Annotated in this window: 21 protein-coding genes; 16 read left to right on the forward strand and 5 right to left on the reverse strand. The window is 65.9% G+C overall.

Going from position 1 to position 19,048, the window contains the following annotated elements:
* The first annotated feature begins 41 nt into the window (after positions 1-41).
* The gene (locus tag LRS09_RS11480; protein WP_257806633.1) at positions 42-239 is read left to right on the forward strand and encodes a CsbD family protein; all 198 of its coding nucleotides are present in this window, start codon (positions 42-44) and stop codon (positions 237-239) included.
* 51 nt (positions 240-290) lie between these two features.
* Here LRS09_RS11480 and LRS09_RS11485 read toward each other — a convergent pair whose 3' ends face one another.
* From LRS09_RS11485 to LRS09_RS11505, 5 genes are read right to left on the reverse strand one after another with little or no spacing between them, the layout of a single operon-like run.
* Complete coding sequence (locus LRS09_RS11485) at positions 291-1,298, reverse strand: Ldh family oxidoreductase (RefSeq protein ID WP_257806635.1); 1,008 nt, start codon at positions 1,296-1,298, stop codon at positions 291-293.
* A complete protein-coding gene (locus tag LRS09_RS11490) occupies positions 1,295-2,104 on the reverse strand; it encodes an ABC transporter permease (protein WP_257806636.1) in 810 nt (269 codons plus the stop codon). The genes LRS09_RS11485 and LRS09_RS11490 overlap by 4 nt, the downstream gene beginning before the upstream one ends.
* Complete coding sequence (locus LRS09_RS11495) at positions 2,101-2,856, reverse strand: ABC transporter permease (protein WP_374684833.1); 756 nt, start codon at positions 2,854-2,856, stop codon at positions 2,101-2,103. Before LRS09_RS11495 ends, LRS09_RS11490 begins: the two co-directional genes overlap by 4 nt.
* 41 nt (positions 2,857-2,897) lie before the next feature.
* The gene (locus tag LRS09_RS11500; RefSeq protein WP_257806638.1) at positions 2,898-3,674 is read right to left on the reverse strand and encodes a transporter substrate-binding domain-containing protein; all 777 of its coding nucleotides are present in this window, start codon (positions 3,672-3,674) and stop codon (positions 2,898-2,900) included.
* 50 nt (positions 3,675-3,724) lie between these two features.
* A complete protein-coding gene (locus LRS09_RS11505; protein WP_257806640.1) occupies positions 3,725-4,531 on the reverse strand; it encodes an ABC transporter ATP-binding protein in 807 nt (268 codons plus the stop codon).
* Between the two features lie 215 nt (positions 4,532-4,746).
* On the opposite strand from LRS09_RS11505, the gene LRS09_RS11510 reads away from it, so the two are divergent.
* The 15 genes from LRS09_RS11510 (at position 4,747) to LRS09_RS11580 (ending at position 18,969) form a co-directional block, all read left to right on the forward strand.
* Positions 4,747-5,595, forward strand: a complete 849-nt coding sequence (locus LRS09_RS11510; protein WP_257806642.1) for a dimethylarginine dimethylaminohydrolase family protein — start codon at positions 4,747-4,749, stop codon at positions 5,593-5,595.
* The gene (locus LRS09_RS11515; protein ID WP_257806644.1) at positions 5,583-7,166 is read left to right on the forward strand and encodes a 5-guanidino-2-oxopentanoate decarboxylase; all 1,584 of its coding nucleotides are present in this window, start codon (positions 5,583-5,585) and stop codon (positions 7,164-7,166) included. Before LRS09_RS11510 ends, LRS09_RS11515 begins: the two co-directional genes overlap by 13 nt.
* Before the next feature lie 142 nt (positions 7,167-7,308).
* On the forward strand, positions 7,309-8,361 hold the full coding sequence (locus LRS09_RS11520; protein WP_257806646.1) for a complex I NDUFA9 subunit family protein: 1,053 nt from the start codon (positions 7,309-7,311) through the stop codon (positions 8,359-8,361).
* Between the two features lie 170 nt (positions 8,362-8,531).
* Positions 8,532-10,445 carry a molecular chaperone DnaK gene (gene dnaK / locus LRS09_RS11525; RefSeq protein ID WP_257806663.1) on the forward strand — a complete coding sequence of 638 codons (1,914 nt, stop codon included), beginning with the start codon at positions 8,532-8,534 and terminating at the stop codon, positions 10,443-10,445.
* A gap of 329 nt (positions 10,446-10,774) precedes the next feature.
* A complete protein-coding gene (dnaJ, locus tag LRS09_RS11530) occupies positions 10,775-11,899 on the forward strand; it encodes a molecular chaperone DnaJ (RefSeq protein ID WP_257806665.1) in 1,125 nt (374 codons plus the stop codon).
* A 115-nt stretch (positions 11,900-12,014) separates the two neighbouring features.
* The gene (pmtA, locus tag LRS09_RS11535) at positions 12,015-12,617 is read left to right on the forward strand and encodes a phospholipid N-methyltransferase PmtA (protein WP_257806667.1); all 603 of its coding nucleotides are present in this window, start codon (positions 12,015-12,017) and stop codon (positions 12,615-12,617) included.
* Positions 12,618-12,671: 54 nt separating this feature from the next.
* On the forward strand, positions 12,672-13,262 hold the full coding sequence (locus LRS09_RS11540) for an NADPH-dependent FMN reductase (RefSeq protein ID WP_257806669.1): 591 nt from the start codon (positions 12,672-12,674) through the stop codon (positions 13,260-13,262).
* Entirely contained in the window at positions 13,259-13,975 is a 717-nt protein-coding gene (gene pyrF / locus LRS09_RS11545; RefSeq protein ID WP_257806670.1) for an orotidine-5'-phosphate decarboxylase, read from the forward strand. The genes LRS09_RS11540 and pyrF overlap by 4 nt, the downstream gene beginning before the upstream one ends.
* A gap of 2 nt (positions 13,976-13,977) precedes the next feature.
* Positions 13,978-14,265 carry a DUF1330 domain-containing protein gene (locus LRS09_RS11550; protein ID WP_257806671.1) on the forward strand — a complete coding sequence of 96 codons (288 nt, stop codon included), beginning with the start codon at positions 13,978-13,980 and terminating at the stop codon, positions 14,263-14,265.
* Positions 14,262-14,783 (forward strand): GNAT family N-acetyltransferase, encoded by a 522-nt coding sequence (locus tag LRS09_RS11555; protein ID WP_257806674.1) that lies wholly within the window; start codon positions 14,262-14,264, stop codon positions 14,781-14,783. Before LRS09_RS11550 ends, LRS09_RS11555 begins: the two co-directional genes overlap by 4 nt.
* A 158-nt stretch (positions 14,784-14,941) precedes the next feature.
* A complete protein-coding gene (locus LRS09_RS11560) occupies positions 14,942-16,219 on the forward strand; it encodes a polyhydroxyalkanoate depolymerase (RefSeq protein ID WP_257806675.1) in 1,278 nt (425 codons plus the stop codon).
* 157 nt (positions 16,220-16,376) lie between these two features.
* Complete coding sequence (locus LRS09_RS11565) at positions 16,377-16,997, forward strand: transglutaminase-like cysteine peptidase (RefSeq protein WP_374684834.1); 621 nt, start codon at positions 16,377-16,379, stop codon at positions 16,995-16,997.
* Positions 16,998-17,087: 90 nt separating this feature from the next.
* Entirely contained in the window at positions 17,088-18,263 is a 1,176-nt protein-coding gene (locus LRS09_RS11570; protein WP_257806677.1) for a TMEM43 family protein, read from the forward strand.
* Between the two features lie 25 nt (positions 18,264-18,288).
* A complete protein-coding gene (locus tag LRS09_RS11575) occupies positions 18,289-18,627 on the forward strand; it encodes a hypothetical protein (protein ID WP_257806679.1) in 339 nt (112 codons plus the stop codon).
* Positions 18,628-18,708: 81 nt separating this feature from the next.
* Positions 18,709-18,969: a helix-turn-helix domain-containing protein gene (locus tag LRS09_RS11580; RefSeq protein ID WP_257806681.1), complete on the forward strand. Its 261-nt coding sequence runs from the start codon at positions 18,709-18,711 to the stop codon at positions 18,967-18,969.
* Positions 18,970-19,048: the final 79 nt, after the last annotated feature.

Here is a 19,048-nt window from a genome sequence, read left to right on the forward strand (position 1 = left end):
CGGCGTTGCGCCGGGACATAGCAAGATCAAGGAGATGCGACATGAATTGGAATCAGGTCGAAGGCAATTGGGAACAGTTCAAGGGCAAGGTCCAGCAGCAGTGGGGCAAGCTGACGAACGACGATCTCGACGTCATCAAGGGCAAGCGCAAGGAGCTCGCCGGCCGCATCCAGGAGCGCTACGGCAAGGCGCAGGACCAGGCGGAGCAGGACATTGATTCCTGGCTCTCGCGCCACTGATCGATTGCCTCAAGTGCTTCGGAGCCCCGTCACCGACGGGGCTCTTTTGCGTCAGGGGAGCCTGGAGCGGATGCGGCGAAGCGTGTCCGCAGAGACCTCCAGCCCCCGTTTCTCAGCCTTCAGCCGCGACTTGGCCTTGGTCCTGCCCGGCACGTAGAGACCGAAATCGGCCGATAAACGGTCGAGATGGCGGCCGGTCCGTCTTGCAAATCCGTCCGTGAAGAGTTTCGGATCGATCGCAGCCACGAACAGTCCGCTTCCCGGCGAGCGCGCGCCTTGCGTGAAGGACGGCGCGTCGAGCGACCAGTTCGCGCCAGACAATCCGGCCGCCAGCACCTCGACCATCAGTGCGATATTGGCGCCCCGCTCGCCGCCAAATGCGAGCAGCGCGCCTTTCATGGCTTGCGCCGGGTCGGAGGTCGGCGCCCCGTCGGGCCCGAGCGCCCACCCCTCCGGAATTTTCTCCCCGCGTTCCGCCGCTGCCCGAACGTTGACGAAGGCGGTCGCGCTCGACGCCTGGTCGATCACCAGCGCGCCGGCGCCGTCCAAGGGCGCGGCAAAGGCGATTGGATTGGTGCAGAACACCGGTTTCGTCGTGCCGGAACCGGCCAGCAGCGCAGGCCCGCTGGTCGCGGCAAGTCCCACCAGTCCGCGTTCCGCCAGGCGTCCGACGAAATAGCCGAGCGCGCCCGCCGTGTAGGCGTTCCTCTGGCTGAAGATCGCGACGCCGAAACTCTCCGCCGCTGCCACCAGGTCGTCGAATGCCATGTCGAAGCCGAGATGCGCGGTGCCGCCGCCGGCGTCGGACAGGATCACGGCCGGCGCCGGCCGCGAGATCAGCGGCGCCGCCGTTCCGTCGATGCGGCCTGCTTCCAGCGCGTCGAGATAGTCGAGGAAATGCGCGAGCCCGACCGACGGCTGGCCTTCCGCTTCCGCCGCCACCGCGGCGCGCGCAATCGACTCGGCCGCAGGGGCCGATGCGCCTGCTGCGATCGCCGCGTCGATGCAGAGCTGCTCGGCCTCGGGGAGCGTGATGCGTTCCGTGGCTGGCGTGCTCATCCGAGCCGGACCGGAATGCGCGCCTCCAGCCTTCTGAACAGGAAGATGACGATGCCGGAGATCGCCAGATAGACCAGCGCCAGAAGGAGCAGCGGCTCGTAGACGATGAATGTGTCCTGCCGTACCCGCGAGGCGACGGCGTAAATGTCGACGACGGTGATGGTCGCGACCAGCGGCGTCGCCTTGAGCTGCAGCACCGTCTCGCCGGCGAGCGTCGGCAGCGCGCGATGCATTGCCTGCGGCAGCCAGATGCGGCGGAAGATCGTGAATGGCCGCATGCCATAGGCGCGCGCAGCTTCAAGCTGGCCCTTGGGCACCCCGGCGAAGGCGCCGCGCATCACCTCGCCCTCATAGGCGGCGTAGGAAATGGTGAGTGCCAGCACAGCATAAGGCCACGCCTGCCTGAGATACGGCCACAGCTCCGATTGCCTGATCCATGGAAACTGCGGAAACAGCGAACCCAGCCCGTAATAGAGCAGCCACAGCTGCAAAAGCAGTGGCGTGCCGCGGATCACCGTGCAGAAGGCATTTGCCGGCATCGCCAGCCACCACGGCCCGGCTGCCTGGGCGAGGCCCAGCGGAATGGCCAGCATTATGCCGAGCACACAGGTGACGACGAGGATCCAGACGGTGCGCCAGATGCCCTGGACGGCGAGGTCGAAATAGTTCGGTAGCCAGTCCCAGCGCATGAACACCGCAGCTGCCACCGCCAGGGCCGCCGCAATGGCGATCAGCAGGATCCGGTGCGGCTGCAGCCAGGGGCTGCGCGCCGCGAACTCGGCAAGGCTGGCCGCGCGGTCCGTCATCGGGTGCTCCCCGAGACGGACGGCATGCCGCGCCGCGACCAGCGCTCGACGCGGGCGATGATCCGGTTCGAGAACAAGGTCAGCAGCAGGTAGAGGATGCCCGCGGCGACGAAGAAGGTGAAATAGGCCTTGGTCTGTCCCGCCGCGGTGCGCGTCTCCTGCGTCAGCTCGTTGAAGCCGACGATGGCCAGCAGCGCGGTATCCTTCGTCGCGATCAGCCAAAGATTGGCAAGGCCGGGGATGGCGAAGGGCAGCATCGCCGGCAGCGTGATCCGCCGCAGCATCAGCAGCGGCGACATGCCGTAGGCGCGCGCCGCTTCGATCTGGCCCTGCGGGATTGACAGGATCGCACCGCGCAGCACTTCGGTCGAATAGGCGCCCTGCACGACCGCCAGCACCCAGATGCCGGCCACCAGCCCGTTGATGTCGATGCGCTCGTGGCCGAACGCCACGAGAACGCGGTTGATGAGGTCCGTGCCGGCGAAATAGAGGATCAGGATCAGCACCAGTTCCGGCACGGCGCGCACCACGGTGGTGTAGACCTCCAGCAGGTCGCGCAGGATCGGCCCGCCATAAAGCTTGCCATAGGCGCCGCCGATGCCGATCGCGAGGCCGAAGCCGAAGGCGCCGATGGCGATGACGATCGAGTTCGCCAGCCCGCGCAGCAGGTTCCCGCCCCAGCCCGGCGGGCTGAGTGCAAGCAGGTCCAGCGTCGAGACCTGGAGCAGGGGCGCGAAGAGCGTTTCGATCACGGCAGGCCGAACGGCGGCTGGATCACTCCCTCACGATCCGGTCACCCGCCATACACGTCGAAATCGAAGTATTTCTTCGTGATCTCGGCATATTTGCCGTTGTCCCGGATCGCCTTGATCGCGGCGTTCAGCTTGTCCTTGAGCTCGGTGTCCTCTTTGCGCAGGCCGGCCCCGACGCCGGGTCCGAGGATTTCGAGATCTTCCGCGACATTGCCCTTGAGGTCGCAGCAGGCCTGGCCCTGCTCGGACTTCAGAAAGGCGTCGAGCGCGATGGCGTCGGCCTGCGTCGCGTCGATGCGGCCGGCGGCGAGATCCTGGTTGGCCTCGTCCTGGGTCTGGTATTCCTTGATCTCCGCGGCTTCGGTGAAGTGCTTCTTCACATAGGCCGAATGGGTGGTCGACACCTGCACGCCGATGATCTTGCCCTTGAGCCCGGCGGGATCGGCCGTGAAACTCTCTCCCTTCGGCCCGATCACCGCCGTCGGCGTGTTGTAGTATTTGTCGGAGAAGTCGATCGTCTTCTTGCGCTCGTCGGTGATCGACATCGAGTTCATGATCGCGTCGATCTTCTTGGTGGTGAGCGCCGGGATCAGGCCGTCCCACGGGATCGGCGTCAGCTCGCAGGTCAGCTTTGCCTCGGTGCAGATGGCGTCGATGATCTCGACCTCCCATCCGCCCCACTTTCCGGAAGCGTCGGCGGACCAGAAGGGCGGATAGGCCTCTGGCGAAAAGCCGACCTTCACCGTCTGCGCCGAGGCGAAGCCGCCCGAGGCTGCGAGCAGGGCCGCTGCGGCGGCCAGTCTGGCGATCATCTTCATGTCATTCTCCCATTCTTTCTGGTTCCCGAAGAGACATCCGCCGGTCCTTCTCAGCCGACCGTCCGGATGAATTGCTTGAGCCGCTCGGATCTCGGCGCGCCGAACACCTGGTCCGGCGGACCTTCCTCCTCGACGACGCCGTTGTGGAGGAACACCACATGGGTCGCCACGTCGCGGGCGAATTTCATTTCGTGCGTGACGAGGATCATGGTTCGTCCTTCGCGCGCGAGGTCGGCGATCACCTTGAGCACCTCGCCGACCAGTTCCGGGTCGAGCGCCGACGTCGGCTCGTCGAACAGCATCACGCGTGGCTGGATGGCAAGCGCGCGGGCGATCGCGCCGCGCTGCTGCTGGCCGCCGGAGAGGAAGGCGGGATAGACGTCGCGCTTCTCGGCGAGGCCGACGCGCGCGAGCAGCCGTTCCGCCGTGGCGATCGCCTCCGCGCGCGGCACGCCGAGCACGTGGACGGGCACCTCGACGACGTTCTCCAGCAACGTCATGTGGCTCCAGAGGTTGAAGTTCTGGAACACCATGCCGAGCTTCGAGCGGATGCGCTCGATCTGCCGCCGGTCCGCGGGCACCGTGTTGCCGTAGCTGTCGGCCTTCAGGCGGATCTCCTCGGCATTGACACGGATCGTGCCGCTGGTCGGGTTCTCGAGGCAGTTGATGCAGCGCAGCAGCGTCGACTTGCCGGAGCCGCTGCCGCCGATGATCGCCACCACGTCGCCGTCGCGCGCCGACAGCGACACGCCCTTGAGCACGTGCAGTTCCCCGAATTTCTTGTGCAGGTTCTCGACGTGAATCGCCTCGGCGGCCGTCTGGCCGGCATCTGCGTGCTCGGCCGAGGCGAGGTTCATCCGCGACGCCCCTTCCCGGGCATCGGGCGTTGCTTGCGTGGGTTTTGCCGTCCCGTCACGCCGACCAACTCTCCGTCCGCAATGCAGCATGGACCGCCGGTCGCGGCTCCGTCAACCGGGGATTGCCCGCCCTTGCGGCATGCATGAGGGCCTGTGTAGAGATTAGGCAAAACAGGCGGGAGGTGTTTCCGGTGCAGGAATACGGATCTCAGTCGATGGCGGCCCCGCTGAAACGGGTGCTGATGCGCCGTGCATCGAGCGCGATGCGCCGCGCAGACCCGGCCGAATGGCACTACGGTCCGAAGTTCGACCCAACCCGCGCCGCCGCCGAGCATGACGGACTGGTCGGCCTCGTGGCGAAGTCGGGCGCGGCGATCGAGTTCCTGCCCGACGACGACGACGGTCTCGCCGATTCTGTCTTCACGCACGACCCCTCGCTGATGACCGACCATGGTGCGTTGATCCTCTCCATGGGCAAGGCGTTGCGAGGCCCGGAGCCCGCGCTTCACGAAGCCGCCTACCGCCGGCTCGGCATCCCGATCCTCGGCATGGTCGAGGCGCCCGGCACGGTCGAGGGCGGCGACTGCGTCTGGATCGACAGGACGACACTCGCCATCGGGCGCGGCGTGCGGACCAACCAGGAGGGCATTCAGCAGGTCGCGAACCTGCTTGGGCCAAGAGGCATCAGGGTCTACGGCTTCGATCTGCCGTTCTGGCAGGGCAAGGAGGCGTGCCTGCACCTGATGTCTGTGATCAGCCCGCTCGCCGACGACCTTGCGCTGGTCCATTCGCCGCTCCTGCCCGCGCCGTTCTGGCAAATGCTCAAGGCAAGCGGGATCAGGTTGGTCGAGGGCGATCCGGACGAGTTCCGCGACAGCTTCGGCCTCAGCCTCAACGTGCTGCCGACGGCGCCGTGCGAGGTAATCGCCGTCGCGGGCTTCCCGAAGACCAAGGCTGCGATGGAGTCGGCGGGCTGCACCGTCGCCACCTTCGAGGCCACTGCCCTGTGCATCTCCTGCGAGGGAGGGCCGACCTGCCTGACGAGGCCGATATGGCGAGGATGACCGTCGGTCAGGTCCTCATCCACCTGCTGGAAGCTCACGGTGTCGACACCGTCTTTGGCATTCCAGGTGTCCACACGATCGAACTCTATCGCGGCCTTGCCGCCTCGCGCATCCGCCACGTCACCCCGCGCCACGAGCAGGGCGCGGCCTTCATGGCAGACGGCTATGCCCGCGCATCGGGCCGGCCCGGCGTAGCCTTCGTCATCACCGGGCCGGGTCTCACCAACGCGCTGACGCCGATGGCGCAGGCGCGGGCGGATTCGATCCCTATGCTCGTCGTCTCCGGCGTCAACCGGCTGGATACGCTGGGCAAGGGTCTCGGCCACCTGCACGAACTGCCCGACCAGCGCGGGCTTGCCGAGAAGGTTGCACTGCTGTCCTTCCGCGTCGAGGACGGGGCGGAGTTGCCGGGCGTGCTTGCGGCCGCCTTCGAGCTTTTCGCGACCGCCCGGCCCGGCCCGGTCCACATCGAAATCCCGCTGGACGTGATGGGCCTGCCGGCGCCGGACCTGCCCGCGCTTCCGGTCGCTGCGCGGCCGGCGCCCGCCGATCCGGCCGCCGTGGCGCGGATCGCGGCCGGGCTCGCTGGCGCAAAGCACCCGCTGATCCTGGCTGGCGGTGGCGCGAAGGCGGCCGACGCGGAGCTCCGGCTGCTCGCCGAGCGGCTGGATGCGCCGGTCGTCACCACGGTCAACGCCCGCGGCCTTCTGCACCGCCATCCGCTGGCCGTCCACGCCAGCCCCAGCCTCAAGTCGATCCGCGCCCTGCTCGCCACGGCCGATGTGGTGCTGGCGGTCGGCACCGAGTTCGGCCCGACCGACTACGACATGTATGCCGACGGCGGCTTCGTCATGCCCGAGATGCTGTTTCGCATCGACATCGACACCGCACAGCTGTCGCGCCGGCGGGCCGCGATCGTCGCGTTGGGCGATTCGGCCGAGGTCCTGTCGCGCCTCGTGCTGGAACTCGGCAACGGACGCGCCTCTGGCGTCGGTTCCGCGCGGGCAGCCGTAGCCCGCGATGCCGCCTGGAACGAGATCGAACCGAAGATGCAGGCGCAGGTCCGCGCGGTCGAGGCGATCCGCGACGCGCTGCCGGGCGCCCTGATCGTCGGCGATTCCACCCAACCCGTCTATGCGGCGAACCTGTACTACGACCACGACCGGCCAGGCGGCTGGTTCAATGCGGCCACCGGCTATGGCGCGCTGGGATACGGTCCCGCCGCCGCGATCGGCGCGGCGATTGCACGGCCCGATCTCCCGGTCGTCTGTCTCACAGGCGACGGCGGCTTCCAGTTCACCCTGCCGGAAATCGCGGTCGCCGCGGAAACGGCGGCGGCGGTCGTCTTCGTCGTCTGGAACAATCGCGGCTACCGCGAGATCGAGACCTCGATGCGGGACGCCGGTGTCGAGCCCATCGGCGTTTCGCCTGCCCCGCCCGATTTCCTCAGGCTCGCCGCCGCCTACGGCATTCCGGCCGAACGGATCGTGTCCGTCGATGAGCTTGGGCCCGCGCTGCGCCGGGCGCGGGAGGCCGGCGGGCCGAGACTGGTGGAGATCGTGGTGGAATAAGGCCGGGATCGGCCGGCCGGTTGGCATTGATGCGCCGCAGGCACCACGGCATTCCGCCGCGCCTTCCTTGTCTTGGCGAGGCCGGCAAAACGGACTAAGACGGCAGCGAATTCGATCCGCTCGCCGCTGCCCGGAGCCTGACATGACCCTGATCACGGAAACGTCGAAACTCGTCACCGTTTTCGGCGGTTCTGGCTTCATCGGCCGGCATACGGTCCGCGCGCTTGCCCGCCGCGGCTATCGCGTCCGCGTGGCCGTGCGGCGGCCCGATCTCGCAGGTCATCTCCAGCCGCTCGGCAATGTCGGCCAGATCCAGGCCGTCCAGGCCAATCTGCGCGTGCGCTGGTCGGTCGACCGGGCGGTCGAGGGCGCCGATCACGTCATCAACCTCGTCGGCATCCTGCATGAGTCCGGCCGCCAGTCGTTCAACGCGGTTCAGGCGTTCGGCGCCCGCGCCGTGGCGGAGGCCGCCCGCGCGGTCGGCGCCAAGATGACGCAGATGTCGGCGATCGGTGCCGACGGCGCGTCCGAATCGGACTATGCGCGGACCAAGGCGCTCGGCGAGGAAGCGGTCCTGTCGACGCTGCCCGATGCCAACGTCATCCGCTCCTCCATCGTCTTCGGGCCGGAAGACGCGTTCTTCAACCGCTTCGCCGCCATGGCCCGCTTTTCGCCCGTCCTGCCGCTGATCGGCGGCGGCACGACCCGCTACCAGCCGGTCTATGTGGTCGACGTCGCCGAGGCGTTGGCGCTGACGGTCGACGGGAAGGCCAGGCCGGGCGCGACCTATGAGCTCGGCGGTCCGGAAGTCCTTACCTTCCGCGAGTGCATGGAGCACATGCTCAAGGTGGTCGAACGCAAGCGCATGCTGGTGTCCGTGCCGTGGCCGGTCGCGAGGCTTCAGGGCGCTATCCTCGGCATGCTGCCCAATCCGCTGCTGACGTCGGATCAGGTGAGGCTGCTCCGCAACGACAATGTTGTCTCCGATGCTGCCAATGCCGAGGGCCGCACGCTCTCCGGTCTCGGCGTGACCCCGGAATCGGTCGATGCGATCCTGCCTTCCTACCTCTGGCGCTACCGCGTGGCAGGCCAGTACCAAGACGAATTTGGCTTGATCGGCGCCGGAGATCGGCAGCACGCCGGCTGTCACCCCTGGATGTCGCCGCATGTGACGGAATTGATCACGGTCGCGTGAAAAACGCTGCATCTGCGCGCTTGCGACTCGAAACACCGTTCTTATATACACCCCAACCCGAGAAGCCGGCGCAGCGATGCGGCGGATCGAGGGAAATCCAGAACTGAGAAGGGGTTGCCTCCTGGAACGCCTCAATGGGTCCTGGCAGCCTGCTAAGCGGAGAAGACACAATGGCTAAAGTCATCGGTATCGACCTCGGCACCACCAATTCCTGTGTGGCCGTCATGGACGGCAAGGAGCCGAAGGTCATTGAAAACGCGGAAGGCGCGCGCACCACGCCTTCGATCGTCGCCTTCACTGGCGACGGCGAACGTCTCGTCGGCCAGCCGGCCAAGCGCCAGGCGGTCACGAACCCCGAAAACACCATCTTTGCGGTCAAGCGCCTGATCGGCCGTCGCTTCGACGACCCGGTCACCGAGAAGGACAAGGGCCTCGTCCCCTACAAGATCGTCAAGGGCGACAATGGCGACGCCTGGGTGGAGGCAGACGGCAAGAAGCAGTCGCCCTCGCAGATTTCCGCCATGACGCTGCAGAAGATGAAGGAGACGGCGGAAGCCTATCTCGGCGAGAAGGTCGAGAAGGCGGTCATCACCGTTCCGGCCTACTTCAACGACGCCCAGCGCCAGGCCACCAAGGACGCCGGCCGGATCGCCGGTCTCGAAGTCCTGCGCATCATCAACGAGCCGACGGCGGCTGCACTTGCCTATGGCCTCGACAAGAAGAAGTCCGGCACGATCGCGGTCTACGACCTCGGCGGCGGCACCTTCGACATCTCGATCCTCGAGATCGGCGACGGCGTCTTCGAGGTGAAGTCGACCAATGGCGACACCTTCCTCGGCGGCGAGGACTTCGACATGCGCCTGGTCGAATACCTGGCGGCGGAGTTCAAGAAGGAGCAGGGCATCGACCTGAAGAACGACAAGCTCGCTCTGCAGCGCCTCAAGGAGGCCGCGGAGAAGGCGAAGATCGAGCTCTCCTCATCGGCCCAGACCGAGATCAACCTGCCGTTCATCACGGCGGACGCCTCCGGTCCCAAGCACCTGACGATGAAGCTGACCCGCGCCAAGTTCGAGCAGCTCGTCGACGATCTCGTTCAGCGCACGATCGAGCCTTGCAAGGCGGCGCTCAAGGATGCCGGCATCCGTGCAGGGGAGGTCGACGAGGTCGTCCTGGTCGGCGGCATGACCCGCATGCCCAAGATCCAGGAGATCGTGAAGCAGTTCTTCGGCAAGGACCCGCACAAGGGCGTCAACCCTGATGAGGTGGTGGCACTCGGCGCGGCCATTCAGGCGGGCGTGCTGCAGGGCGACGTCAAGGACGTGCTGCTGCTCGACGTGACCCCGCTGTCGCTGGGCATCGAGACGCTGGGTGGCGTGTTCACCCGCCTGATCGACCGCAACACGACGATCCCGACCAAGAAGAGCCAGGTGTTCTCCACGGCCGAGGATTCGCAGTCGGCGGTGACGATCCGCGTCTTCCAGGGCGAGCGCGAGATGGCGGCGGACAACAAGCTGCTTGGCCAGTTCGATCTGGTCGGCATCCCGCCGGCACCGCGCGGCGTGCCGCAGATCGAGGTCACGTTCGACATCGACGCCAACGGCATCGTCAACGTCTCGGCCAAGGACAAGGGCACCGGCAAGGAGCACCAGATCCGCATCCAGGCGTCGGGCGGCCTGTCGGACGCCGACATCGAAAAGATGGTCAAGGACGCCGAGGCGAACGCCGAGGCCGACAAGAAGCGCCGTGCGCTGGTCGAGGCCCGCAATCAGGCCGAGGCCCTGGTCCACTCGTCCGAGAAGTCGCTGAAGGAATATGGCGACAAGGTCTCGGAGGCTGACCGCACCGCGATCTCCGATGCCATCTCGGCGCTGAAGACCGCGTCGGAAGGCGACGACGTCGAGGACATCAAGGCCAAGACCAATGCGCTGGCCGAGGCCGCGATGAAGCTCGGCCAGGCGATGTACGAGGCCTCGCAGGCGGAGGCCGCCGAGGCCGACGCCCGGGCAGATGCCGAAAAGGCCGGCGACGACGTTGTCGACGCCGACTTCGAGGACCTCGACGACGACAAGAAGAAGTCCGCCTGATCTGTCTGGACAGGACGAATCGAGCGGCCGGCAGCGATGCCGGCCGCTTTCGTTTGCGACGGGTCATGTGATGTTGGTATTGCCGCAGGGTCGATCGACCGGTCGGCGCCTATGTCCGCCGCCTGGCCTTGGCGCCGATACCCGCCAGCCGGGCAGATCGGCTCCGAAAAGGTCGCGGCGCAGCCCGGCGCGGGCTGATTCTCCCGCAGAAAACGTGAGAAAACGCCGCGGCCGTGCATCGGGCCTATGGCATCCGCGCGCATGGCTTACTAAATGCGGGGCCAACACCTCGATTCTTCTGGTCGAATGACATTCGAACGCGGGACACCATGAAAGCGGACTTCTACGAGACTCTCGGCGTTGCCAAAGGAGCCGACGAGAAAGAGCTGAAGGCTGCCTTTCGCAAGCTTGCGATGCAGTTCCATCCCGACCGCAATCCGGGGGATGATGCCTGCGAGGCGAAGTTCAAGGAAATCAACGAGGCCTACGAGACGCTGAAGGATCCGCAGAAGCGCGCGGCCTATGACCGTTTCGGCCATGCCGCGTTCGAGAACGGCGCCGGCGGAATGAACGGCGGCTTCTCCGGTGCCGGCGGCTTCGCCGACATCTTCGAGGACATCTTCGGCGACATGATGGGCGGCCGCCGCCGCTCCTCCGGCGGGCGCGAGCGCGGGGCGGACCTGCGCTACAACATGGAGATCAGCCTCGAGGAGGCCTTTGCCGGCAAGACCGCGCAGATCCGCGTGCCGACGTCGATCCAGTGCTCCGAATGTTCGGGCTCCGGCGCCAAGCCGGGCACCCAGCCGGTCACCTGCGCGATGTGCGGAGGCTCGGGCCGCGTCCGCGCCAGCCAGGGTTTCTTTTCGATCGAGCGCACCTGCCCCACCTGCCAGGGCCGGGGCCAGACGATCAAGGATCCGTGCGGCAAATGCGGCGGCCAGGGCCGCGTCACCGAGGAGCGCTCGCTTTCCGTCAACATCCCGGCGGGCATCGAGGACGGCACCCGCATCCGTCTCGCCAATGAAGGCGAGGCTGGTGCACGCGGCGGGCCGGCGGGTGATCTCTACATCTTCCTGTCGGTCAAGCCGCATGAGTTCTTCCAGCGCGACGGCGCCGATCTCTACTGCAAGGTGCCGATCTCCATGACGACCGCAGCGCTCGGCGGAACCTTCGAGGTGGCGACGCTCGACGGCACGCAGACTCGCGTCAAAGTCACCGAGGGCACCCAGAACGGCAAGCAGTTCCGCCTCAAGGGCAAGGGCATGCCGGTGCTGCGCCAGCCCGCGGTCGGCGACCTCTACATTCAAGTGGCGGTCGAGACGCCCCAGAGCCTGACCAAGCGCCAGCGCGAGCTCCTGGAGGAGTTCGAGCAGATCTCCTCCACCGAAAATTCGCCCCAGTCGAACGGCTTCTTCTCGCGCATGAAGGACTTCTTCGAGTCCTTCGGCCAGTGAGATATTGGACCGTCAGGGCCTGCCTGACAAATTGTGCATTGCAGGAACTGCGGTCTTTCTTTTGGCACGTTATGGTCGCATAACCCTGCGTTACGAGACCACGGAGCGGATGCTGATGCGATCGGGTAGCCTGAAGAAGAGCATCGGGCGGAAATTCGATGAGGAGCTGAAGTTCTTCCGCGGATGGATCGACAAGCCCCGGGCGGTCGGGTCCATCGTTCCCACCAGCTCGGTCACCGCGCGCCGTATGGCGTCCGTCGTCAATCCCGACTCCGGCCTTCCGGTTCTCGAACTCGGGCCGGGCACCGGAGTGATTACCCGCGCCATCCTTGCCCGCGGCGTCAAGCCCGAGAATCTCTGGTCGGTCGAGTATTCCGCCGATTTCGTCGAGCATCTGAAGGAGAAGCTGCCCGGCGTGAACGTGATCCAGGGCGACGCCTTCAACCTCGACGACACCTTGCCGCAAAAGGGAATGGTGTTCGATTCGGTCATCTCCGGCGTGCCGCTGCTCAACTTTCCCGTCGAGCAGCGCGTGCGCTACATCGAAGACCTTCTCGACCGGCTTCCCCCGGGGCGCCCGATCGTGCAGCTCACCTACGGCCCGCTCTCCCCGGTGCCGCCGAGGCGCGGCAACTACACCGTCGAGCATTTCGACTTCGTCGTCCGCAACATCCCGCCGACGCAGCTCTGGATCTACCGGCGCGGCGCGCGGGCGTAGAGACTTGATTCCGGTTGCCTTGCCGTTTAGCGGAGGGCGAGCCGGGAGCATGTCATGACGCCGAAAATCCTTGTCTTCGCCGGATCGATCCGCACGGGGGCCTACAGCGGCAAGACGGCCGACGTGGCGCAGACGGAGCTTGCCCGCCAGGGCGCCGAGGTCACGCGCATCTCGCTCGCCGACTATCCGCTGCCAATCATGGATCAGGACCTCGAAGTGGAGAAAGGCATCCCCGAAAATGCCTACAAGCTCGGCCGCCTGATCGCGGCGCATGACGCGGTGCTGATCTGCACGCCGGAATACAACGGCTCGATGCCGCCTCTGCTTAAGAATACGATCGACTGGGTCAGCCGGATACGCCGCGACAACGGCAAGCCGATCTCGATCTATCCAGGCAAGGTCGTCGCCATCTGCTCGTCCTCGGATGGGCATTTCGCCGGCATCCGCAGCGCCAACCACCTGCGCGCGGTCCTGTCGCATATCCAGATGGACGTCATCGCCGCGCAGGTCTCGGTGCCCAATGCAGGCGAGGCTTTCGATGCGGACGGCAATTTCAAGGAAGAGCGTTTGCGCAAGGGCATGACGCGGCTCTGCGCGGCGCTGATCACCCATGCCCGCCTGCACTCGTCGAGGATGGAGCCATGAACGCGATCGTTCGCACCTCGGTTCGCGACCGGCTGATCGTCGGACTGGACGTCCCGACCGTGTCCGATGCGGAGAAGGTCGTCGCCGAACTCGGCGACGCCGTATCCTTCTACAAGATCGGCTACCAGCTCGCCTTCGCCGGCGGGCTCGAATTCGCCCGCGATCTTGCCGCCGAAGGCAAGAAGGTCTTCCTCGACATGAAGCTGCTCGACATCGACAACACGGTGGCGAAGGGCGTGGAGAATATTGCGCGAATGGGCATGTCGATGCTCACCCTGCATGCCTATCCCAAGGCGATGCGTGCGGCGGTGGAGGCGGCCAAGGGATCGGGGCTCTGCCTTTTGGGCGTGACTGTGCTCACCTCGATGGACGAGCAGGACATGATCGAGGCCGGCTACGAATATGACCCGCACACCCTCGTGCTGCGGCGCGCCGAACAGGCATTGGCGGCCGGCATGGGCGGCATCGTCTGCTCGGCCGAGGAGGCAGCCGCCGTGCGCCGCATCGTTGGCCCGAAGCTCGCGGTCGTGACCCCCGGCATACGCCCCGCCGGCGCGGATCGGGGCGACCAGAAGCGTGTGATGACGCCGGCCGATGCGCTCAAGGCCGGCGCGAGCCATCTCGTGGTGGCCCGGCCGATCGTCGGCGCGCCGGACCGGCGCTCGGCGGCGGAGGCCATCTTGCGGGAGATGGAAAACCAGGGAGGGATCTGATCATGGCCAAGGGATACTGGATCGCGCGCGTCGATGTGCACGATCCCGAGGGTTACAAGGACTACGTCACGACCGCCAAGCCCGCCTTCGAACGCTTCGGCGCCAGGTTCCTGGCCCGCGGCGGCGCCTATACGGCGCTGGAAGGCCAGGCGCGCGGGCGCAACGTCGTCATCGAGTTCGAATCGGTTGATGTCGCAAAGGCCTGTTACGACTCGCCCGAATACCAGGCGGCAGCAGCGATCCGGCAGAAATACGCCACCGCCGAAATGGTCATCGTCGAGGGCGTTTGAACATCCCGGGCGTTCTCGCGATACGGCGCGCTGTCGCGGGCGACGTCGACGCGATGCTCGTGATCAGCAGCCGGGCCGACCGGCTCTTTGTCGATCATGGTGTTCCGCAGATCGCCGCGCTTCCGCCCACGCCGCGCGGCGACTTCCAGCGCTTCGTCGCGGACAATGACGCATGGCTTGCGAGCTGGGACGCCATTCCGGCGGGTTTCGCCGTGGCCGGTCAGGCCGCAGGCGAATACTGGCTCAAGGAAATCGCCGTGGATCCGGCGCGTGCACGGCGCGGCATCGGCGGCTCCCTGCTATCGACAGTGCTCGACCATGCGCGAGCCGAAGGCCGCAGCCGGGTCTTCCTCTCCACCTTCCGCGACGTGCCTTTCAACCGGCCTTTCTACGAGCGCCGCGGCTTCGCGGTGATCGAGCCCGAGTCGGCGGCTCCTAGGCTGCGCGAGCAGTTCCTGCGCGAGGTGCCGCCAGGCGTCGATCCGGCCACGCGAACCCTGATGGTCTGGAACGCGTGACTATTCGTTAGGCAGTTAACGGCAAAATACCGCATAAATCGCGCGCAAACTGACCAAAGGTCGTACTTCCACCAGTTGCCTTGGAACGTTTTGCTGCTAGCTTTGTTGCAAGGCAGCATAGCCGCTCCCGGGCCGATCGCGGCGCAGCAAGGGGTTCCATGTTTTATCAGCTGTACGAAATGAACCATGCCGCGGTCCAGCCGATGCGAGCCATGGCCGATGCGACCCGGATCCTCTATTCCCATCCGCTCAACCCGTTTGCCCAGACGCCCTGGGGGCGATCGATCGCCGGCCTGGCGGAGCTGTTCGAGCGCACGACCCGCCGCTACGGCAAGCCGGAGTTCGGGCTGACCTCGACCATCGTGGACTGGAAGCCGGTTGCGGTGAGCGAGGAGGTCGTCTGGTCGAGCCCGTTCTGCCGCCTTCTGCATTTCAAGCGTGACCTGCCGAAGGGCCGCAAGCCCGACCGCAAGCTTCTCATGGTTGCGCCGATGTCGGGCCACTATGCCACGCTGCTGCGCGGCACCGTCGAATCCATGCTGCCCTATGCCGAGGTTTACATCACTGACTGGGTGGATGCGCGCACCATTCCGCTCTCGGCGGGGCGGTTCGACCTCGACGACTATGTCGACCATATCATCGACATGTTGCACGAACTCGGGCCAGACACGCATGTGATGGCGGTGTGCCAGCCCTCGGTTCCGGTGCTCATGGCCGCCGCCGTGATGGAAAAGCGCGGCGATCCGATGGCGCCGTCCACCATGGTGCTGATGGGCGGCCCGATCGACACCCGGATCAATCCGACGGCAGTGAACCGGCTTGCGGAAGAGCGCGGCATAGACTGGTTCCGCGAGAATGTCGTGATGACCGTGCCTTGGCCGAACAATGGCTTCATGCGCCAGGTCTATCCGGGCTTCCTGCAACTCGGCGGCTTCATGGGCATGAACCTCGACCGCCACATCAGCGCGCACAAGGATTTCTTCTTCCACCTTGTGAAGAACGACGGCGACAGCGCCGAGAAGCATCGCGAGTTCTACGACGAATATCTCGCCGTGATGGACCTGACCGCGGAATTCTACCTCCAGACCGTCGACAGCGTCTTCGTGAAACACCTGCTTCCGAAGGGCGAGATGAAGCATCGCGGCGAGCTGATCGACTGTTCGAAGATCCGCAACGTCGCGCTGATGACGGTCGAGGGCGAGAATGACGACATTTCAGGCGTCGGCCAGACCCAGGCCGCGCACACGCTCTGCCGCAACATTCCCGACGACATGCGGGTGCACTATGTCCAGCCGGCCGTCGGGCACTACGGCGTGTTCAACGGGTCGCGCTACCGTTCGGAGATCCTGCCGCGAATCGTCGATTTCCAGGCAAGCTTCGGCCAATCGGCGCGCGAGGCCGTCAGGAAGCGCCTTCGGCGGCCCGATACCGTCTGACAGGTGTTGCAACCTGCTCACAGGCTCACGCTAAAATAACATCTGAAAGCGTCAGCCCGCTAACCATCGCCGGAAGTCGGCGGATCGGTCGATTGACTTTGCCAAATTAACGCCTTTAACGTTTCGTTAGTAAACTAACGGGCGTACGGGGTTTTCCATGACTGCCTTCCGGGCTGCCGCGACGACGCGCCTGCGCCTCGCAACGGCCGCCCTGTGCCTGCTCGCGGCGCCTGCGCTCGCGTCGGCCGCAGCGCCGATGGCGACCGGTGGTCTCACCTCGCAGCCGATCGGCCATTACGAGTTCTGCAAGGCCAACCCGGCGGAGTGCTCCATCCGGCCGCGGGACGAGGGTCCGCTGGCGCTGACGCCGGCCCTGATGCGCCAGCTCAAGTCGGTCAACGCCTTCGTCAACCATTCGATCAAGCCGATGAACGACTTCGACATCTACGGCAAGGACGAGGTCTGGGCCTATCCGGACCAGATCGGCGCCGGCGATTGCGAGGACTACGTTCTCGAAAAGCGCCGGATGCTGGCGGCCAAGGGCATCTCCCTGTCGAACCTGCTGATCACCGTGGTCCGCAAGCCCGACGGCGAAGGCCATGCGGTGCTTTCCGTCCGCACCAGCCAGGGCGACTACATCCTCGACAATCTCTCCGAGAGCGTGAAGCTGTGGACCGAGACGCCCTATCGCTTCCTCAAGCGCCAGGCCAGCGAGCATACCGGCCGCTGGGTGACCATCCGCGGCGAATCCGCTCCGCTGGTCGGCTCGGTCAAGTAGCGCCCATTTCGTAGCGTCGGACTCGGGGCAGCGAATTGCGCAAGTCGGCGAATTGATCGATAGATTGCGCGGGGCGTATCGGGGGGAGACATGAGCGACACGTTCACCGTGACGACGCGACGGGGCTGGTTCAGCCGCATCGCGAGTTCCTTCGTGGGTGTCCTCATCGGCTTCCTGCTGGTGCTGGCCATGATCGTCCTTCTGTTTTGGAACGAGGGCCGCGCGGTCCAGACGGCGCGCTCTCTCGCGGAGGGCGCGGGGGCCGTCATCGACGTCTCGGCGGACACGATCGATCCCGCCAATGAGGGCCGCCTCGTCCATGCCTCCGGCACGGTCGCGACCGGCGAAACGCTCACCGATCCCGATTTCGGCATCACGGCGACCGGCGTCAGCCTCATCCGCCGCGCCGAAATGTTCCAGTGGAAGGAGGAGAGCCGCTCCGAGACGAAGAAGACTCTCGGCGGCGGCGAGGAAACCGTCACCACCTACAGCTACACGAAGGACTGGGTCGACAGCCCGCAGGATTCTTCAAACTTCAAGCAGCCTGACGGTCATCGCAATCCGGAAATGCGCTGGCTGGACAAGACGTTCTCCCTCTCGGAAGCGCAGATGGGCGCCTGGCGGCTCGACGTCCAGACGCTCAGCCGCATGGGCGGGGAGAAGGACCTTCCTGTCACCGCCGCGGACGCGCAGAAGGTGAAGGAGACCTTCGGCTGGGGCGACGCCAGGATCGTCCAGTCGCGCATCTATCTCGGCGAGGATCCGAACTCGCCGCAGGTCGGCGACCAGCGCATCTCCTATGAACTCGTTCCGCTCGGACCGATCAGCGTGGTCGCCAAACAGCAGGGCAACGGCTTCGCGCACTATCAGACCGAGGCGGGCGATGCGCTCTTCATGGTCGACCGCGGCGTCGTGGCCGCCCGACAGATGTTCGACGAGGCGGTGGCCGAGAATACGTTCATCACCTGGCTGCTGCGCGCGATCGGGCTCCTGCTGCTCGCCGTCGGCTTCGCCCTGGTCATGGGTCCTATTGGCGTCATCTTCGACGTCATCCCCTTCCTCGGTTCGCTGGCGCGGCTCGGCACCGGGCTCGTCGCCTTCGTGCTGGCGATCGCGGTCGGCACCGTGGTGATCGCAATCGCCTGGTTCTGGTATCGCCCGCTGCTCTCGCTGGGCATCATCGTCATCGGCGCGTTGATCTCATGGCTGCTGGTGCGATACGGCAAGTCGCGCGCGCCGCAGCCAGCTGCGCCGTCGCCGGCCTGAACCGCAAAGACCAAAAGGCATCCGCATGAGCATTTCCGGCCTGCTTCAGCTCGGGCTCTCCACCCTCGTCTTCCTTGCCGCCGCCACGATGGCCAAGCAGTGGGCGCTTGCGCCCGGCCTGGGCAAGCTCGCAATCACCCTGGTGCTCTATTCGCTCGGCAATCTGATCATGCTGAGGCTGGTGCGCGAATTCGGCATGGCATCATCCTTCAGCCTGTCGGCGGTGATCCAGCTCGTCGCGGTGAACCTGATCGCGCTGGTCTATTTCGGCGAGAAGCTGGCGCCCATCCAGAGCATCGGCGTCGTGCTTGCGATCGTTGCCGTCGCGCTGATCACGCTCGGCCCACAGCTCACCAATCGATAGGCTAGTTCCACATATCATAGGTGATGCTTGAAACATCACTTGGTATGCGCTAGATATCATCACGATGGAACCTGATCGACCATGATCACGTCAGCGCAGATGCGCGCCGCGCGTGCGCTCGCCGGCATCGACCAGAAGGCTCTTGCCGAGAAGGCGGGTCTCTCGGTGCCGACCATCCAACGGATGGAGGCCAGCGAAGGCACGGTGCGCGGCGTCGTGGACAGCCTGACCAAGGTCATCCAGGCTTTCGCCGAGCTCGGTGTCGAAATCATCGGCGAAGGCCAGGCGAGTGCAGGCGGCGGCCGCGGCGTGCGGCTCAAGGTGTCTGGCTCGGAAGGCTAGGTTCCTCCCGGCGGCGGTGTCGCCTCCGGAACGAAGCGTCGCGACGGCGACCGCCGACCTCCGGCACGGCTTTGACCGC

Source organism: Mesorhizobium sp. J428 (assembly GCF_024699925.1).
GTDB lineage: Bacteria > Pseudomonadota > Alphaproteobacteria > Rhizobiales > Rhizobiaceae > Mesorhizobium_A.

Bases quoted from the DNA above. Each gene is read 5' to 3' on its own strand.
- LRS09_RS11510 (WP_257806642.1), top strand. From the start codon at position 4,747: ATGGCGGCCCCGCTGAAACGGGTGCTGATGCGCCGTGCATCGAGCGCG.
- LRS09_RS11575 (WP_257806679.1), top strand. From the start codon at position 18,289: ATGAGCATTTCCGGCCTGCTTCAGCTCGGGCTCTCCACCCTCGTCTTC.
- LRS09_RS11500 (WP_257806638.1), bottom strand. From the start codon at position 3,674: ATGAAGATGATCGCCAGACTGGCCGCCGCAGCGGCCCTGCTCGCAGCC.
- LRS09_RS11570 (WP_257806677.1), top strand. From the start codon at position 17,088: ATGAGCGACACGTTCACCGTGACGACGCGACGGGGCTGGTTCAGCCGC.
- LRS09_RS11560 (WP_257806675.1), top strand. From the start codon at position 14,942: ATGTTTTATCAGCTGTACGAAATGAACCATGCCGCGGTCCAGCCGATG.
- LRS09_RS11480 (WP_257806633.1), top strand. From the start codon at position 42: ATGAATTGGAATCAGGTCGAAGGCAATTGGGAACAGTTCAAGGGCAAG.
- pmtA (WP_257806667.1), top strand. From the start codon at position 12,015: ATGCGATCGGGTAGCCTGAAGAAGAGCATCGGGCGGAAATTCGATGAG.
- LRS09_RS11515 (WP_257806644.1), top strand. From the start codon at position 5,583: ATGGCGAGGATGACCGTCGGTCAGGTCCTCATCCACCTGCTGGAAGCT.
- LRS09_RS11505 (WP_257806640.1), bottom strand. From the start codon at position 4,531: ATGAACCTCGCCTCGGCCGAGCACGCAGATGCCGGCCAGACGGCCGCC.
- dnaK (WP_257806663.1), top strand. From the start codon at position 8,532: ATGGCTAAAGTCATCGGTATCGACCTCGGCACCACCAATTCCTGTGTG.
- LRS09_RS11580 (WP_257806681.1), top strand. From the start codon at position 18,709: ATGATCACGTCAGCGCAGATGCGCGCCGCGCGTGCGCTCGCCGGCATC.
- LRS09_RS11485 (WP_257806635.1), bottom strand. From the start codon at position 1,298: ATGAGCACGCCAGCCACGGAACGCATCACGCTCCCCGAGGCCGAGCAG.
- LRS09_RS11540 (WP_257806669.1), top strand. From the start codon at position 12,672: ATGACGCCGAAAATCCTTGTCTTCGCCGGATCGATCCGCACGGGGGCC.
- dnaJ (WP_257806665.1), top strand. From the start codon at position 10,775: ATGAAAGCGGACTTCTACGAGACTCTCGGCGTTGCCAAAGGAGCCGAC.
- pyrF (WP_257806670.1), top strand. From the start codon at position 13,259: ATGAACGCGATCGTTCGCACCTCGGTTCGCGACCGGCTGATCGTCGGA.
- LRS09_RS11565 (WP_374684834.1), top strand. From the start codon at position 16,377: ATGACTGCCTTCCGGGCTGCCGCGACGACGCGCCTGCGCCTCGCAACG.
- LRS09_RS11550 (WP_257806671.1), top strand. From the start codon at position 13,978: ATGGCCAAGGGATACTGGATCGCGCGCGTCGATGTGCACGATCCCGAG.
- LRS09_RS11490 (WP_257806636.1), bottom strand. From the start codon at position 2,104: ATGACGGACCGCGCGGCCAGCCTTGCCGAGTTCGCGGCGCGCAGCCCC.
- LRS09_RS11520 (WP_257806646.1), top strand. From the start codon at position 7,309: ATGACCCTGATCACGGAAACGTCGAAACTCGTCACCGTTTTCGGCGGT.